This window comes from Kineococcus rhizosphaerae (genome assembly GCF_003002055.1).
Classification (GTDB): Bacteria; Actinomycetota; Actinomycetes; order Actinomycetales; family Kineococcaceae; genus Kineococcus; species Kineococcus rhizosphaerae.
In genome coordinates this window covers 284,248-300,993 of sequence record NZ_PVZF01000008.1, presented here as the reverse complement: position 1 = coordinate 300,993, position 16,746 = coordinate 284,248, and the positions used below count along the sequence as shown (strand labels likewise).

The following is a 16,746-nucleotide window of genomic DNA, read 5'->3' as shown; positions in this document are numbered from 1 at the left end:
CGCGGTCCCGGCGCCGGGGTTGTACCTGATCGACACCGACGCCGAGGCCCACGGGGCGCAGACCCCGGCCCTGGCCGCCTACGTCGAACGCTGGGGCGCGACCGTGCGCGCCTGCGCCGCCGCCGGAGCCGGCACCCGTCAGGGCACCCTGACGACCTCGTAGTCGACCACGTCCACGCGGCGGACCGGCCAACCGGCCAGGTCCGCTGCGTGCGACCGGGTCAGTCGAGGTGGAAGTACTCCACGAGACGTTCCCGGGGCCGGTCACCGCCGGCGGCCGGGCCCCGGGCGGGGGCGAAGAACCGCGCCATGGTGGCCTCCCAGCGCGCGGAGACCTCCTCACGCTCCATGGCCGCGGTCGTGGCCTCGAAGTCGTCGGTCTCGCAGTACCCGACGACGAGGCCGTCCTCGGCCCGCAGGAACAGCGAGTAGTTCCGCCACCCCGTGCGGGTCAGGGCGTCCAGCATCTCCGGCCACACCTCGGAGTGCACCGTGAGGTACTCCTGCACCGTCTCCGGTCGCAGGTGCAGCAGGAAGCAGGCTCGTTCCGTCACGCGTCGGCCCCCCTCAGCGGCTGGACGTCTCGGGTTCGGGCACAGGCGGCGCGGTGGCGGCCGCGATCCCGCCGACGACGCGACCGACGAGGGCCGCGGCGATGACCACGACGAGCGTGCCGACGGTGAACACCTCGAAGCTGGTGCGGCTGACGCCCCACTCCTCGAGGAAGTCGTAGTCGATGCCGAGCAGGCTCTCCAGGACGCCGGGCACGACGGCGGCGATCGACCCGAGCAGGATGAAGGCGTAGACGACGACGGCGAGCACGGTGTAGCCGCGGCGCCCGCCCGGGACCTGGTAGGGGCGCGGGACGTCGTCGACGAGCCGCAGCCGGATCATGGCGGGCACGATGACGACGTAGCTGATGAGCAGCGTCGAGACCGCCTGGGTCAGGACGACGCCGAAGATGCTGGCGGCCGTCCCGTGCACCAGCAGCGTCGCTGCGACGAGGAAGACCGTGCCGACCAGACCGGACAGGACGTTCATCCGGACGGGCGTACCGAGACGGCGGGAGAACTCCCCGAGCGCGCGGGTGAAGAAGGCGCCGTCCCCGGCGGCGACCGCCTGCATGCGGTCGGTGGCGATCATCCAGGCGCTGCCCTGCGTCATCAGGGCGTACACGAAGGCGAGCCCGGTGATCGTCAGGAGCGGCCCGGAGGCGGCGCCGAAGACGGAGTAGCTCTGCCCGATCGCCTGCATGACCCCGGCGTCGGCGGTCCGGTCCGCGGGGGTGACCAGGAGGATCGCGAGCACCGGGGCGAGGTAGGCGAGCAGGGTGATCCCGGCACCCCGGGCGATGGCCGCGGGGGTGTCCTTCTGCGGGTCGTGCATCTCCTCCGACGCCGCGCTGGGCGCCTCGAAGCCGACGAAGGCGAACAGCGCCACGGGGACGATGGCCAGGAACCCGGCCGCGGTGGGCGTGGCCGCCGACCAGTCGACCCCGGCGGTCCCGTGCTGGGCGACGTGGACCAGCGCCGTGACGGTGAGGCTCAGCAGGACGAACAGCTTGGCGTAGGCGCCGATGTTGATGAGCACCTTGCCGCGCTTGAGGCTGACGATGGCCAGCAGGATCGCGACCCACACGAACACGAGCTTGACGACGAAGTCGCCCGCGCCGGACGTGGTGACCACGTACTCCGACCACACCGAACCGGCGATGAACGCCAGGGAGCCGCCGAGCCAGATGGGGTTGGTGATCCAGTACATGATGACCGCGACCGATGCCCAGGTCTTGCCGAACGCACGGCGGACCCACTGGTAGGGCCCGCCCTCCTCCGGGTACGTCGAGGACGTCTCGGCGAAGACGAACGCCGAGGGGACGAGGAACGCGACGCCGATGAAGGCCGACCACACCAGCCCCTCGGGACCACCGGCGGCGAGGACGGCGATGCTGTCCGCGCTGATGACGGCGGCGACGATGAACAGGACGATGTCGCCGCGGCGCAGCGTCTTGACGAGACGGCTCTTCTGGACGCCGTGGGCGTCGGTGTGCACTGCGGGCGCACCGGGTGGTTCGTGGATCACGTGTGCTCCGAATCTCGACGGTGAGCGAAGTGTGGACGACGGATGTTACGGGTGCGTGACGCCGGACACACCGCGTTCGGCCACGACGTCGAGGGCGGTCCACGCCAGCGCGGTCGCCGCGTCGTGCACCGCCGCGTCGGCCGAGGAGCCCACGCAGGCGGCGGCGAACCCCGGTTCGTGGTTGGCGCTGCCGTGGCTGTCCACGCGGACGTAGGGGTGGATGGCGGGCACCACCTGGGACACGTTGGCGAAGTCGGTGGAGGCCCGGTTCATCCGCGCCGCTCCCGCACCGGTGACCGACGGACGGCCGAGCGCGGTGGCGTGCCGCTCGTAGACGGCCAGGGCCGCCTCGTCGGTCCGGAACTCGGAGTACGGCCTGCTCTCGGGGGTGATCGTCAGCGACGCTCCCGAGGCCAGCGCGCCGGCCTCGAAGCAGCGGTTCACCCGCTCCTCGACCCCGGCCAGCTCGGCCAGCGACCCGGCCCGGACGTACCAGCGGCCCTCGGTGCGGTCCGGGATGGCGTTGGGCGCCTGCCCCCCGTTGGTCATGATCCCGTGCACGCGGGTACCGGCGGGCAGCTGCTGGCGCAGCAGCCCGATCGCGACCTGCGCGACGACGAAGGCGTCGTTCGCGTTGACGCCCTGGTCGGGGTAGGCCCCGGCGTGCGCGGACCGGCCGCGGTACTCCACGTGCGAGTGGGCGACGGCGAAGGGTTCGGCCCGGGCGACGTCAGCGGGGGCCGGGTGGGCCATGAGCGCCAGGTCCAGGCCGGTGAAGGCACCCCGTTCCAGCATCTCGATCTTGCCGCCCCCGCCCTCCTCGGCGGGGGTGCCGTACACCTCGACGGTGAGGTCGAGGTCGTCGGCGACCGCGGCCAGGGCCCGGGCGGTGCCCACGGCCGTGGCGGCGATGAGGTTGTGCCCGCACGCGTGCCCGAGACCGGGCAACGCGTCGTACTCGGCCACCACCCCGACGCGCCGGGACCCGGACCCCGCGGTCGCGAACAGCGCCGTCGGCAGGTCGTAGGCGTGGGCGGTGACGGTGAACCCGCTGCCGGACAGCGCTTCGGCGACCCAGGCGGCGGCGCGGTGCTCCTCCCACGCCGTCTCGGGGTGGGCGTGCAGGGTCCGGGCCAGGGCGACCAGAGACGGCATCGCGGCGTCGACGACGTCCGCGACCCGTCGTCCGGCCGAACTCACCGGTCGTCCCCGGGGACGCCGTAGCCGGGGGCGCCGTCGGGGTCCAGGGCGCGGGTGACGTAGTCGTCGCGCTGGGGTTCCCACACGTCCAGCAGGGCCCGCAGGTCCGGCAGCGGCGCCTCGCTCCAGTCCACGCGCAGGTCGGTGACGCGCCAGCCGGAACCGTCGACGACCGACAACCCGGCCGAGTGCACGGGGCCGGCCTCCCCACCCTCGGCCATCGCCGCCTCGTACGCGGCGAGCAGCCGCCGTTCCAGGGAGCCCGTGGCGGCGAGGAAACCCTCGACGAGGCGCCGGGGCACGTCCGGGGTGGCGAGCATGTTCCCCGCCGCCGCCGCGGCCGGCGCCCGGTGCTCCCCCACGACGCCCAGGGCCCGGCCCCCGGAGTGGACGGCGGTCCCGCCCGCGGCGTCCACTACGAGCAGCTGGCGCCACTCCCGCGCGGGTTCGGCCGCGACCAGTTCGGCCAGGGCCTGCCCGGCCGGCCGGCCCTGCTCCAGCAGGTCGAGCAGCTCCGGCCCCAGCCGCGGATCGGTGACGTTCTGGGAGTGCACGCCCCCCACGCCGTCGCGCAGGTGCACGCAGCGCGCCGCGACGGCCGGGGAGGAGGAGCTGATGACGGAGCCGAAGGCGCCCGTCGCCGCGTCCCGCACCACGAGGGAGAACGTCATCAGGACACCCCCTGCAGGACGGTCCGCGCCCGGTCGGCGACCGGGGTCGCGGGTTCGCGCGCCAGGTAGCTGCGCTGGACGGCGATGCTCTCGGCGAGGTACGCCGCGTCGTGCCACACGCCCCAGATGAAGCTGGAGCCGCGGCGCGACTGCCAGGGCAGGCCCAGGAAGTAGACGCCCGGTTCGCCCGAGACCCCCCGCGCGTGCTTCGGGCGGCCCGCCTCGTCCACGGCCCCGGCGGGCAGCCACGAGTAGTCGGACCGGAAACCGGTCGCCCAGACGATCGAGGTGACGCCGGCCTCGGCGAGGTCCAGCTCGGAGAGGGGGTTCGTGAGGCTGTCGGGGTCGGGCAGGACCTCGCGCGCCCCGGGGTCGGCGGGCAGGTCCAGGCCGTTGCGCTCGACGTACGCGTCGGCCTCGTCGAGCAGGGCGACGAGGTTGGCGTCGCCCGCGGCGACGTTGTCCACCAGGTCGGCGGCGAACGTCACCGTGCCGTCGGCGAACGCCCGGGTGCGGCCGACGAGCGTCATCCCCTCGGCGGCGAGCCGGCGGAAGTCGACGGTGTGCCCACCGCGCGCGCCGCTGACGGCGATGGTGACGTGCTCGGCCCCGGCCGGCGGCGTCGCCATCTCCCACTTGTTCAGGACACCGAGCCACCAGCAGAAGTCCTGGCCCCGGTAGCGGCGCGGCGGGCGGTCGTGCGGACCGACCGACAGGAACACCCGACGGCCCGAGCGCTGCAGCTCGTCGGCGATCTGCACGCCGGAGGAGCCGGCGCCCACGACGAGCACGGCGCCGTCGGGCAGCTGCCCGGGGTTCTTGTACGCGCTGGAGTGGATCTGGTGCAGCCCCGCCTCCTCGGGGACCAGCGGCGGGACGACGGGGGTCTGGAAGGCCCCCGTGGCGGCCACGACGTAGCGGGCGTCGACGGTGCCCTCGGAGGTCTCGACCCGGAACCCCGGGCGGCCCTCGTGCCGGACGACGCGGTGGACCTCGACCCCGGTGCGGACCGGGGCGTGGATCTCCTGCACGTACTGCTCGAAGTACCGCACGACCCGGTCCTTGCCGGCGAAGCCGTCCGGGTCGACGTCGTCGAACTCCAGGTTCGGGAACCGGTCGTGCCACGCCGGCCCGTTGGCCACCAGGGAGTCCCAGCGTCCCGTGCGCCACTTCTCGGCGACCCGGTCGCGTTCGAGGACGAGGTGCGGGATCCCCCGCGCCCCGAGGTGCTCGCTCATCGCGATCCCGGCCTGTCCCGCCCCGACGACGAGGACCTCGATCTCCCGTTCCGTCATGACTGCTCCGATCAGGTCGAGTTCTCAGCGGTTTCCCGTGCTGAGCACGGCGGTGGCGTCGATCTCGACGAGCCACTCCGGCCGGGCCAGCGAGTGCACGACGATGCCGGTGGACACCGGGAACACACCCTTGAGCCACTTCCCCATCGTGCGGTAGACGGTCTCGCGGTAGCGGACGTCGACGAGGTACACCGTCACCTTGACGACGTCCTCGAGGGAACCCCCGGCCTCCTCCAGGAGCATCGCGATGTTCGCCATCGCCTTCTCGGTCTGCGCCTCGACGTCGCCGATGCCGACGGACTCGCGGGTCTCGAGGTCCTGGCCGATCTGACCGCGCAGGTAGACGACCCCGTTCGCGACGACGGCCTGGCACAGGTCGTTGTCGAGGTTCTGCTCCGGGTAGGTGTCCTTCGTGTTGAAGGGACGGATGCGGGTGTGCTTCACGGGGTGTCCTCCGGGGACGTTCCTGGGGTTCCGGACCCCCATCCTGCGGGACGGGGAATCATCGTTCAAACAGCTCTCTCAACTGCGCCGCATCGGTTCGTCAGATGCGCTCGCGGATCAGGTCGGCGGCGCGCTCGGCGACGACGAACACCGTCCCGACGGGGTTCACGGCGGTGAGCGTCGGGAACACCGAAGCGTCGACGACGCTGAGGTTCTCCAGGCCCACCAGGCGCAGCGACGGGTCGACGACCGCCTCGGGGTCGTCCGCCGGACCCATCCGGCAGGTCCCCGACACGTGGTAGACCGTCTGGTGCACAGCACGTTCGCGACGCGAGATCTCCTCGTCGGTCTGCGCGTCGGGTCCCGGGAACACCTCGCGGACGACGTGCTGGGCCAGGGGCTGCGCGGCGGCGATCCGCCGGGCCAGCCGCACCCCCGCGACGAGCATCCGCTCGTCGTGGCCCTCGGGGTCGGTGAAGTAGCGGTAGTCGATGAGCGGCGGTTGCGACGGGTCGGGCGAGCCGATCCAGACCCGGCCCCGGCTGCGGGGTTTCGCCACGTTCGAGGCCATCGAGACGTTGCGGGCCGGCAGCTCCACGCCCTGCGCGGTGACGTGGTCGGCGACGGTCGTGACGGGCAGGTGCATCACCACGTCGGGCCGGTCGGCCCCCTCGTCGACCGTCGCGAGGACCCCGGCGTCCCAGTCGGTCGCCCGCACGTCGGGGACGTCGGTGTCGATCTCGAAGATCGTGATGCCCTCGGCGTGGTCCTGCAGGTTCCGCCCGACACCGGGCAGGTCGAGCACGACGTCGACCCCCGCGTCCGTCAGCACGTCCTTCGGGCCGATCCCGGAGAGCATGAGCAGGCGCGGGGAGTCGATCGCCCCGGCCGACAGGACGACCTGGCGGGTCCCGGTGAACGTCTCGCGGGTGCCGTCGGCGCGTTCGGTCTGCGCGCCCGTGACCCGCCCGTCCTCGACGGTCAGCCGCAGCGCCCGCCGCCCCAGGACCACGTGCAGGTTGGTCCGGTCCAGCACCGGGTGCAGGTAGGAGACCGACGCCGACGACCGGACCCCGGTCGCCGGGTCGTAGCCGATCTCGAAGAACCCCGCGCCCTCGGTGAGGTCCTCGTTGGGCGGCAGGTGGTTCCACGTCGGCCGGTGCGGGACGCCGAGGGCGTTCACGGCGGCCTCGACCTCGAGGGCGACGAACGGGTTCCGGTGGGCCTGCGCCACGGGCGTGACGGGCGCCTGCACCCGGTCCCAGTACGGCACGACGGTCTCGGGGTCCCAGCCGGTGGCCCCCTGCGAGACCCACTCGCGCAGGTCCGAGGCCAGGGGTTTCCACGAGATCATCGTGTTGACGCTCGAGCAGCCCCCCAGCAGCTTCATCCGCGTCTGCCGGATGCCGGAGTTCCCGCGCTCCTGCGGGACCGAGCGGTAGTCCAGGTCGTGCTCGGTCTCCAGCAGCTCGGCCCACCGGGCGATCTGCAGCGCGCGGGGTTCGTCGACGTCGCTGGGCCCCCACTCCAGCAGTCCCACCGACACCGCGGGGTCCTGCGACAACCGGGCGGCGACGACGGAACCGGCCGTCCCGCCCCCGATCACCAGGACGTCGAAGGTGGACTGCTGGACGGCCCCGGTGGGCTCCACGACGGACAACGGGTCTCCTCTCGAATGCTGCTCAGTCGAGCGCGGGGGTGGTCTCAGGGTGGGTCTCGGCGATGGTCCCGGTGCTGCCGTGGACGGGGTTCGGCGTGCGGGCGGTGCGACCGCGAGCCAGGACGTAGTACAGCGGGCAGATCACCACCAGACCCACGATCCAGGAGACGTCCACGCCCCCGAGGGCGTTCGCGACCGGCCCGGTGAAGAACGCCGTCACGAGGAACGGGAGCTGGACGACGATCCCGACGACGTAGCAGGCGATCGCCACCGGGTTCGCGCGGCCGTAGACGCCGCCGTCGCGCTCGAACAGCGAGGGCAGGTGGTAGTCGCCGTGGCGCAGCAGGTAGTAGTCGACGAGGTTCACGGCCGTCCACGGGATGAGGACGCACATCAGCAGGATCATGAAGTTCGAGAAGTTCACGAGGAAGTCGTCCGCGGTGGCCAGGGCCAGCACGAGCGCCACGGCGAAGATCGCCAGGGTGGCGACGCTGCGGGCGCGCGGGCCCGGGCGCCAGTCGTCGAACAGCGTCTGGCCGATGGTGATGGTGGCCAGGCTGCCGCAGTAGACGTTCGCCCCGTTGGACACGCTCAGGCCGATCGCGAAGACCGCGACGAGCAGGGAGCTGATGCCCGGAGCCGTCTGGTGCAGCGCGTCGGGGATGCTGGCGTCCGGCAGGGCCGCCCCCGTGACCGCCCCGACGACCATCCCGAAGACCGACCCGAGGACGCAGCCCCAGTAGGTCGCCCAGAACGCCGGGCGGACGCCGGTGTCCTTGGGCATGTACCGCGAGTAGTCCGAGACGTAGGGCGCGTAGGCGATCTGCCACAGCGCGGCGATCGAGACCGTGGCCATGAACCCGACCCAGCTGAAGGAGCCGTTCGTCACCACCGAGGACGGCAGCGGGTCCACCGCGATCCACCAGACGACGAGGACGACGAACGCGGCCCCGGCCAGGACCGACATGATCGTGCCGAGCGCGTGCAGCAGGCGGTACCCGACGATGGCCGCGACCACGCTGACCACCCCGATGACGAGGACGCCGGCCGTCGTGGGCAGGTGCACCAGCCCGGCCAGCGCCTGCCCGCCCAGGACGAGGTTGGAGGCGAAGAACGCCGTGTACATGAGCACGACGATGACGATGACGAGCAGGCTGCCGAAGGAGCCGAACTGCGCGCGGGTCTGCAGCATCTGCGGGATGCCCATCTGCGGTCCCTGCGCGGCGTGCAGGGCCATGACGACACCGCCGACGACGTTGCCGACGACCACGGCGAGGATCCCGGCCCACAGGGGCAGCCCGTAGACCGCGGTGGCGATGGCCCCGCTGGCCATGGTGAGCAGCATGATGTTCGCCCCGAACCAGATGGTGAACAGGTTGCGGGTCTTGCCGTGCCGCTCGGTCTCGGGGATGTGCTCGATGGTGCGGGCCTCGACGCCGCTGGAACGGGTGCCGGGGGCGTGGGCCGGGAGGTCTGTTTCCACGAGAGGCTCCTTCGCTGGGGCGGTGGGCTGACCGCCCCGTCAGCATCCGGCCCCGCGCCGTCCACGTCGAACAGCGTCAACTGCTGCCCTGCATCACTTCCGCTGATGAATCAGGGACGACACCGTCCCGAAACACGCCGGAAACGCCCGAGGTCAGGTCCGGGTGCTCAACTGCCGCCCCACGGCCACCCGGACGGCGTCGGCCACGGCCTGCGCGCGGGCCGTCGTGCGCACCGAGGCCAGGGTCGCGATGACGAAGGGCAGGGCCGGGACGTCGTCGGCGATGGCCCGGGTCACGACCGAGCGGCCGTCGTAGGTCTGGTCGTGGCGGGGGCGCATGTTCAGGATCGAGTACCCGTGCCCCTTGGCCACCAGGGAGCGCACCGTCTCGTACCCGTGCGAGCGGTGCCGGATGGTGGGCTCGACGCCGGCCGCGGCGAGCACCGACAGGAAGTACTCCCGGCTGTGTGGCAGGTCCAGCAGGATCAGGCGTTCGTGCGCGAGTTCGCGCAGGGGGACGCGCGAGCGCGCCGCCAGCGGGTGCGCGGCGGGCAGGACGACGTGGGCGGGGACCACGGCGATCGTCTCGCGGCGGACGTCGTCGGGGTACCCGAAGTCGTAGCTGATGACGAGTTCGACCTGCCCGGAGCGCAGGGCGTCCCGGGCCCCGTCGGCGTCGACCTCGAGGACCTCCACCTCCAGGTGCGGGTGCTCCTCCTGCACGATCGAGACGACGTCGGCCAGCAGGAACGGTGCCATCGTCACGAAGCAGGCGATGCGGATCGTCCCCCGCACCTGGTTGTCCATGCCGCGGGCCGCGTCGAGCGCCTCGTCGAGACCGGACAGCACCGCGCGGGCGTCCCCCAGGAGCTGCTGACCCGCGGGGGTCAGCGCCAGCCCCTTGGAGCGCTGCCGGATGAACAGCTGGGCCCCCACCTGGTTCTCCAGCTGGGCGACGGCGGCCGAGACGGCCGACTGCGCCACGAGCAGCTGCTGCGCCGCGACCGTCATGCTCAGGCACGTCGCCGCCTCGATGAAGTACCGCAGCTGGGTCAGCGTCACGTCCGCCTTGCGCGCCACGGCGCCCTCCTGTCCTCGTCCGGCGATGGTAGCCCCGCATCACCTCGGCCGGTCCAGCTCCCACCGCTCATCAGCTCAGCGGGTCCCCCGCGCCGTCGACCGCACGTTTCGCGAGTGTTTCGCATCTGCGTTCCCGATGCAGTTGTTCAGGAACGGAGCGTTGAGCGGATGCCCCACCCTGCCTACGCTGCTCGCAGACCGGCAGACGACGATCGCGGACGACCGGCCCGACACGGGGAGAGACGCCGATGACCGAGACGACCGACGAGCCGGCCGGCCGGACCGCCGCGCAGTGGCACGAGATCGCCGACCGGGTGACGTTCCCGACGCGGGCGGTCGTCGGGGGCGAGCTGGTCGAGGCCGAGGGGGGCCGCACCCGCGCCGACGTCGACCCGGCCACGGGCCGCGAGCTCTCGCAGGTCCCCGACTGCTCCGAGGCCGACGTCGACCGCGCCGTCCGCGCGGCCCGCGAGTCCTTCGACCGCGGCGTCTGGCGGGGGCGGTCCCCCGCCGAGCGCAAGCGCGTCCTGCTGCGGCTGGCCGAGCTGATCGCCGCCCACGCCGACGAGCTCGCCGTCCTGGAGAGCCTGGACACCGGCAAGCTCGTCGCGGCCACCAGCACCGTCGACGTCCCCGGCAGCGCCGCGATCCTCGCCTGGTACGCCGAGTCGGTCGACAAGGTCTACGGCGAGGTCGCCCCCACCGCCGCCGGGAACCTGGCCGTCGTGACCCGCGAACCCGTCGGCGTCGTCGCCGCGGTCGTCCCGTGGAACTACCCGCTCGAGACCGCGATCTGGAAGCTCGGCCCGGCCCTGGCCGCCGGCAACAGCACCGTCCTCAAACCCGCCGAGGAGTCCCCCTCCACCGCGCTGCGGCTCGGGGAGCTCGCCCTGGAGGCGGGGTTGCCGCCCGGGGTCCTCAACGTCGTCACCGGGTCCGGTCCCGTCGTCGGCCGCGCCCTGGGCCGCCACCCCGGCGTCGACGCGATCGCCTTCACCGGTTCCACCGAGGTCGGCCGGCTGTTCCTGGGCTACTCGGCCGAGACGCGCGTCCGCCGCCTCCAGCTCGAACTGGGCGGCAAGAGCCCCAACGTCGTCTTCGCCGACGCGGCCGACCTCGACGCCGTCGCCGACGGGGTCTGCGCCGGGATCTTCTCCAACTCCGGCGAGGTCTGCTCCGCCAACTCCCGCCTGATCGTCGAGCGGTCGATCGCCGACGACCTGCTGGCCCTCGTGGTGCGCAAGGCGCACGCCTTCCAGCCCGGCGACCCCCTGGACCCGGCCACGGGCATGGGGCCGCTGGTCAGCGACCGGCACGCCGGGAAGGTCCTCGACCTCGTCGCGGCCGGCAAGGAGACCTCGACGCTGCTGACGGGCGGCGAGGTCGCCGGTCCCCGGCGGACCTTCGTGCAGCCCACCGTCTTCACCGACGTCGACCGCCGCTCGCGCATCGCCACCGAGGAGGTCTTCGGCCCGGTCCTGGCGGCCTTCACGTTCGAGACCGAGGAGCAGGCCCTCGACCTGGCCCACGACACCCCCTACGGCCTGGCGGCCTCGGTGTGGTCGGACTCGCTGTCCCGCGCGCACCGCGTCGCCGCGCAGCTGCGCGCCGGCACCGTCTCGGTGAACTGCGTCGACGCCCTCGACGTCACCACCCCGTTCGGCGGGTTCGGCCAGTCCGGCTTCGGCCGCGACCTGTCGCTGCACGCGTTCGACGCCTACACCCACCTCAAGACGACGTGGTTCGCCTACGGCGCGACGTCGTGACCGCCCCCGACCTGCTCTTCACCGGCGGCGCCGTCCTCACCATGGACGGCAGCGGCGACCGTGACGGGGTCGCGAGCGTGCTCGCGGTCGCCGGCGGGAAGGTCGCCGCGGTCGGCGGCGCGGAACTCCTCGCCACCCGCGGACCGCGGACCGCGGTCGTCGACCTCGCCGGTGGCGCTGTCCTGCCGGGCTTCCAGGACTCCCACGTGCACGCCGTCGCCGGCGGTCTGCAGCAGCTCGACTGCGACCTGTCGGGCGTCCACGGCGCCGACGCGTACCGCCGGCTGATCGCGGGGCACGCGGCCCGCCACGACGGCGCCTGGGTCGAGGGGGCGGGCTGGTACGGCGACGTGTTCGACGGGGGTTTCCCGACGCGGGAGTTCCTCGACGAGCTCGTCCCGGACCGCCCCGCGGCGTTCGCGTCCCACGACTGCCACAGCCTGTGGGTGAACTCCCGGGCGCTGGAGCTGGCCGGGATCGACGAGCGCACCCCCGACCCGGCCGACGGCCGGATCGTGCGCGACACCGCCGGTCGCCCGACGGGGCTGCTCCTCGAAGGCGCCGTCGACCTCGTGAACCACCTGCGCCCCACGATCGACGAGGACCGCCTGCGCCGCGCGCTGCGGCAGGCGCAGGACTCCCTGCACGCCGTCGGCATCACCGCCTGGCAGGACGCGATCATCGGCGAGGCGCTGGGCCTGCCGGACAACCACGACGTCTACCGGGCCGCGTCCGACGAGGGCTGGTTGACGTCCCGGGTCACGGGCGCGCTGTGGTGGCCGCGCGGCGGCGGGCCGCAGGACGTGGAGCGCCTCGTCGCCCGGCGCGCATCCTCCCGCGGGCGGTTCACCACCACGGCGGTCAAGATCGTCCAGGACGGGGTCTGCGAGAACCTCACCGCCGCGCTGGGCCGCCCCTACGTCGGGCACCCCGGGGAGACCGGCCTGAGCTTCTTCGACCCCGACGTGCTGCGGGAGGACGTCCGCGACCTCGTCGCCGCCGGTTTCGACCTGCACCTGCACGCCGTGGGCGACCGGGCCGTGCGCGAGTGCCTCGACGCCCTCGAACCCGTCCACCCCCAGCAGGTCCGCGGCGACCTGCGGCACCAGATCGCGCACATCGACCTCATCGACCCCGCCGACGTCGAGCGCATGGCCCGGCTCGGCGTCATCGCGAACATCCAGCCGCTGTGGGCCCGGCAGGACCCGGTGCTCGTCGACACGAAACTGCCGTACCTCGACGAGGGGCACCGGCACGCCCACTTCGTCTTCGGTGCCCTGCACCGCGCCGGGGTGGCCCTGGCGATGGGGTCGGACTGGCCCGTGTCGGACCCGACCCCGCTGTGGGGCGTCCACACCGCCGTGAACCGCACCGCGCCCCCGGCCGACCCGCACGCCCTGGACGAGCGGTCCCAGCACGACCCGCTGCTGCCGGGCGAGCGCCTGCCCGTCCTGACCGCCCTGCAGGGGTACACCCGCGTCGCCGCCCGGGCCAACCGCCTGGACCACGTCAGCGGGACCCTCACCCCGGGCCTGGACGCCGACCTGGTCGTCCTGGACCGCAACCCGCTCGAGGTGCCCGCCGCCGAGCTCGGGACCCTGCGCGTGCGCGCGACCGCCGTCGCCGGCGAGTTCGTCCACGAGGCCTGGGACCGCACCCCCACCGCCCGACCCACCCCGACCGCCTGACCCCGGGAGCAGCCGTGACCCACCCGCTCGACCGCCTCACCGCCGAGGAGTACGAGAGCAACCGCGAGGTCGTCGTCGCCGCCGGGCTCGTCACCCCGACGACCCGCTTCCCCGTCGTGCAGCTCGCCGAACCCCCCAAGGCCGACGTACTGTCCTGGAAGGCCGGGGACCCCGTCGAACGCCGGGTCAAGACCGTCCTGCTCGACCGCGCGGACAACTCCGTGACCGAGGTCCTCGTGGACCTCGGTTCCCGGCGGGTGGTCGGCACCCGCGCCGTCGACGTGGCCACCGAGGGCCAGCCACCGATCATGCTGGAGGAGTTCGGCATCGTCGAGAAGATCCTCTGGGCGCACGCCGGCTGGAACGCCGCCATGACCCGCCGCGGGATCACCGAGCACCGCCGGGTCCGCATCTCCGCCCTGTCCGCCGGGTCGTTCGACCTGCCCGGCGAGACCGGCCGCCGCCTGACCCGCTGCCTGGCCTTCCTGCAGCTGAACGACGACGACAACGTCTGGGCCCACCCGATCGACGGTGTCGTCGCCTACGTCGACCTCAACACCCGCGAGGTCGTCGAGCTCGTCGAGGACGGTCGCGACTACGACCTGCCCCGCGAGCCCCAGGACTTCCACCTCCCCCAGACCGAGCGCACCACGCAGCGACCGATCCGCATCACCCAGCCCGAGGGTCCCAGCTTCTCCGTCGACGGCGACGTCGTGGAGTGGGAGGGCTGGCGGTTCCGGATCGGCTACAACCTCGTCGAGGGTCTGGTCCTGCACCAGATCGGGTTCCGCGACCCGGGCCGGCCCGAGCGGGTCCGCCCCGTCGTGTACCGCGCCTCCATCGCCGAGATGGTCGTCCCCTACGGCGATCCCAGCCCCGTCCGCTTCTGGCAGAACTACTTCGACGCCGGTGAGTACTCCCTGTCCCGCGAGGGGAACTCCCTGGCCCTGGGCTGCGACTGCCTCGGCGAGATCCGGTACTTCGACGGCGTCATCCACGACGACGACGGCCACGCGCGCACCATCGGCAACGCGATCTGCCTGCACGAGGAGGACGCCGGCCTGTTGTGGAAGCACACCGACGGGTACAACGGCAGTGCGTCCACGCGCCGTCAGCGTCGCCTCGTGGTGTCGTTCTTCATCACCGTCGGCAACTACGACTACGGGTTCTACTGGTACCTCTACCTCGACGGCACGATCGAACTGGAGTGCAAGGCCACCGGCGTCGTGTTCGTCGGGGCCTACCCGAAGGACGTCGCCCGCGGCACGTACCCGTGGGGCAACGAGATCGCCCCGGGGATCTGCGCACCGTTCCACCAGCACCTGTTCTCCGCGCGGCTGGACATGCAGGTCGACGGCGACGTGAACACCGTCGACGAGCTGGAGGTCCAGCGGGTACCGATGGGCCCGGAGAACCCCTACGGCAACGGCTTCACCCGGCGGAGCACCCGGCTGAGGACCGAGCTCGACGGGGTCCGCGAGGCCGACAACCGCGTCCAGCGCGTGTGGGCCATCGGCAACCCCGCCTCGCTCAACGCCCTCGGCGAACCCGTCCGGTACGTCCTGCACCCCGAGGGGCAGCCGACGCTGCTGGCCGACGACGCCTCGTCCATCGCCCGCCGGGCCGCCTTCACGACCAAGCACCTGTGGGTCACCGCGCACTCGGACGCCGAGAGGTACCCCGCCGGTGAGTACGTGAACCAGAGCGTCGGCGGCACCGGCATCGACACGTGGGTCCGGCAGGACCGCCCGATCGACGGGGCCGACGTCGTGCTGTGGCACACGTTCGGCCTCACGCACTTCCCGCGTCCGGAGGACTGGCCGATCATGCCGGTCGACACGACGGGGTTCGTCCTCAAGCCCGACGGGTTCTTCGACCGGAACCCCGCCCTGGACACCCCCGACCCCGCGCCGGGGCGCCGCGCCCACGGCGCCGCGGCGACGACGACCGCACCCGCGGGCGGGGAGGCGTGCTGCCACTCCGAGGGGTGAGCACCCGGACACCCCTGCAGGTGCGCGTCCTCACGCCTCCTGCTCGACGACCTGGTCCCCGGGGCGGGTCTCCGCCCCCTCGGCGAAACCCGCCCGCAGCGTCTCCACGCACATCTGCAGGCAGCCCGCCAGGACCGCGCGCTCGCCGAACCGGGACCCCACCACCCGCGTCCTGAGCGGGCGGTCGTTGCGGGCCAGCACCTCGTCCAGGGCCGGCAGCAGGAGGTCCTGCACGAGACCGAGGGTCCCCCCGAGGACGACCTCCTCGGGGGCCAGCACCCACGACAACGTCGTGATCGCGGGCGCGAGCGCCTGGGCCACCCGGCCCACCTCGGCCAGGGCCCCGGGGTCGCCGGCCCGCGCGGCGTCCACGAGGGCGGCCGCGGTGTCGTGGTCGGCCCCGGACTCGTCGGGCAGGCCGTGCAGCAGCGGGCTGTGGACGTGGCTGATCCCCAGCGCGGGGGCCCAGCTGATCTCCCCCGCGTTGCCGTCCACGCCGCGGTAGAGCTCCCCGCCGAGCACGAGGCCCAGACCGATGCGGTCGCCGTCGGAGAACAGGTACGCGAAGTTCTCGATGCCGTCCTCGCGCGACCACTTCTCCCCGAGCGCGGCGAGCTTGGCGTCGTTCTCGACCGTGACCGGGCAGTCGACGTGTTCGGCCAGGACGGCGGCGAGGGAGAAACCCGTCCAGCCGGGCATCGTGAACGGCAGGTCGACCGTCCCGTCGTCGTGGACGATCCCGGGCGTCGAGACCGTGGCGGCGAGGACGTCGGAGCGGTCGACGCCCGCGGAGGCGAGCAGTCCGGTCACCAGCCGTCGCAGCGAGGCCAGCCGGTCCTCGCGGCTGGTCTCGATCGGCATGGCCTCGTGGCTCACCCGCACCTCGTCGGCCGCGAGGTCGGTGAGGGTGACGGTGGTCGCTCCGGCGTCGAGCTGGACGGCGAGCAGGGACCCCGCGTCGTAGCGGAACGCGAAGACCCTCGCCGGACGGCCCTTGGGGCGGGGGCCGCCCGCCGCCGGGAAGACCTCGTCCACCCACCCGGCCCGCATGAGGTCGTCGAGGATGAGTTCCAGGGTGCGCCGGGACAGCCGGAGCTCGGCCTGGAGGTCGGCCATCGTGGCCGGGCTCCGGCGGTACAGGACGTCGAGCGTCGACGTCGCGTTGTGCTGTCGCATCGCGAGGTGGTCCATGGGAACAGCTCCTCTCCGCAGGGAAACATACCCGTTACACGTCGAGTATTGCTATCACCGCGCACAAAGCAGTACGGTCGTCGAGCGACGTCGCCCCAACCGGCGATCGACTCGATCCGCACCCCCCGGGGCCGCACCGAGAACGCCCCCACGAGCTCCCGCGACGTCGACAACAGCGTCCCGTCCGCGAGGAAGGCG

The 16,746-nt window shown here is 73.0% G+C and carries 13 protein-coding genes; 3 read left to right on the top strand and 10 right to left on the bottom strand.

The features are described 5' to 3' along the window. Window positions 1–221: 221 nt before the first annotated feature. From CLV37_RS17120 to CLV37_RS17080, 9 genes are all read right to left on the bottom strand, one after another. The gene (locus tag CLV37_RS17120) at window positions 222–554 is read right to left on the bottom strand and encodes an L-rhamnose mutarotase (protein WP_106212557.1); all 333 of its coding nucleotides are present in this window, start codon (window positions 552–554) and stop codon (window positions 222–224) included. 13 nt (window positions 555–567) lie between these two features. Next, entirely contained in the window at window positions 568–2,079 is a 1,512-nt protein-coding gene (locus tag CLV37_RS17115) for an APC family permease (RefSeq protein WP_211298726.1), read from the bottom strand. Between the two features lie 45 nt (window positions 2,080–2,124). Then, complete coding sequence (locus tag CLV37_RS17110; RefSeq protein WP_106212630.1) at window positions 2,125–3,234, bottom strand: amidohydrolase; 1,110 nt, start codon at window positions 3,232–3,234, stop codon at window positions 2,125–2,127. Between the two features lie 41 nt (window positions 3,235–3,275). Further along, window positions 3,276–3,950 carry a DUF1028 domain-containing protein gene (locus CLV37_RS17105; protein WP_106212555.1) on the bottom strand — a complete coding sequence of 225 codons (675 nt, stop codon included), beginning with the start codon at window positions 3,948–3,950 and terminating at the stop codon, window positions 3,276–3,278. Beyond that, window positions 3,950–5,245 carry a flavin-containing monooxygenase gene (locus CLV37_RS17100; protein WP_106212553.1) on the bottom strand — a complete coding sequence of 432 codons (1,296 nt, stop codon included), beginning with the start codon at window positions 5,243–5,245 and terminating at the stop codon, window positions 3,950–3,952. The genes CLV37_RS17105 and CLV37_RS17100 overlap by 1 nt, the downstream gene beginning before the upstream one ends. A gap of 24 nt (window positions 5,246–5,269) precedes the next feature. Then, window positions 5,270–5,689: a RidA family protein gene (locus CLV37_RS17095; protein ID WP_170127324.1), complete on the bottom strand. Its 420-nt coding sequence runs from the start codon at window positions 5,687–5,689 to the stop codon at window positions 5,270–5,272. 100 nt (window positions 5,690–5,789) lie between these two features. Further along, window positions 5,790–7,349 carry a GMC family oxidoreductase gene (locus CLV37_RS17090; RefSeq protein ID WP_106212549.1) on the bottom strand — a complete coding sequence of 520 codons (1,560 nt, stop codon included), beginning with the start codon at window positions 7,347–7,349 and terminating at the stop codon, window positions 5,790–5,792. A 22-nt stretch (window positions 7,350–7,371) separates the two neighbouring features. Further along, window positions 7,372–8,832, bottom strand: a complete 1,461-nt coding sequence (locus CLV37_RS17085) for a purine-cytosine permease family protein (RefSeq protein ID WP_106212547.1) — start codon at window positions 8,830–8,832, stop codon at window positions 7,372–7,374. 153 nt (window positions 8,833–8,985) lie between these two features. Then, window positions 8,986–9,912: a LysR substrate-binding domain-containing protein gene (locus tag CLV37_RS17080; protein WP_106212545.1), complete on the bottom strand. Its 927-nt coding sequence runs from the start codon at window positions 9,910–9,912 to the stop codon at window positions 8,986–8,988. A 248-nt stretch (window positions 9,913–10,160) separates the two neighbouring features. On the opposite strand from CLV37_RS17080, the gene CLV37_RS17075 reads away from it, so the two are divergent. Genes CLV37_RS17075 through CLV37_RS17065 form a run of 3 tightly spaced genes read left to right on the top strand, consistent with a single transcriptional unit; the run spans window position 10,161 to window position 15,357 of the window. Further along, complete coding sequence (locus tag CLV37_RS17075) at window positions 10,161–11,678, top strand: aldehyde dehydrogenase family protein (RefSeq protein WP_106212543.1); 1,518 nt, start codon at window positions 10,161–10,163, stop codon at window positions 11,676–11,678. After that, the gene (locus CLV37_RS17070) at window positions 11,675–13,366 is read left to right on the top strand and encodes an amidohydrolase (RefSeq protein WP_106212541.1); all 1,692 of its coding nucleotides are present in this window, start codon (window positions 11,675–11,677) and stop codon (window positions 13,364–13,366) included. The genes CLV37_RS17075 and CLV37_RS17070 overlap by 4 nt, the downstream gene beginning before the upstream one ends. A gap of 14 nt (window positions 13,367–13,380) precedes the next feature. Next, the gene (locus CLV37_RS17065; protein WP_106212539.1) at window positions 13,381–15,357 is read left to right on the top strand and encodes a primary-amine oxidase; all 1,977 of its coding nucleotides are present in this window, start codon (window positions 13,381–13,383) and stop codon (window positions 15,355–15,357) included. Window positions 15,358–15,387: 30 nt separating this feature from the next. Here the strand turns inward: CLV37_RS17065 and CLV37_RS17060 are convergent, their stop codons facing one another. Next, the gene (locus CLV37_RS17060) at window positions 15,388–16,548 is read right to left on the bottom strand and encodes an ROK family transcriptional regulator (RefSeq protein ID WP_106212537.1); all 1,161 of its coding nucleotides are present in this window, start codon (window positions 16,546–16,548) and stop codon (window positions 15,388–15,390) included. Window positions 16,549–16,746: the final 198 nt, after the last annotated feature.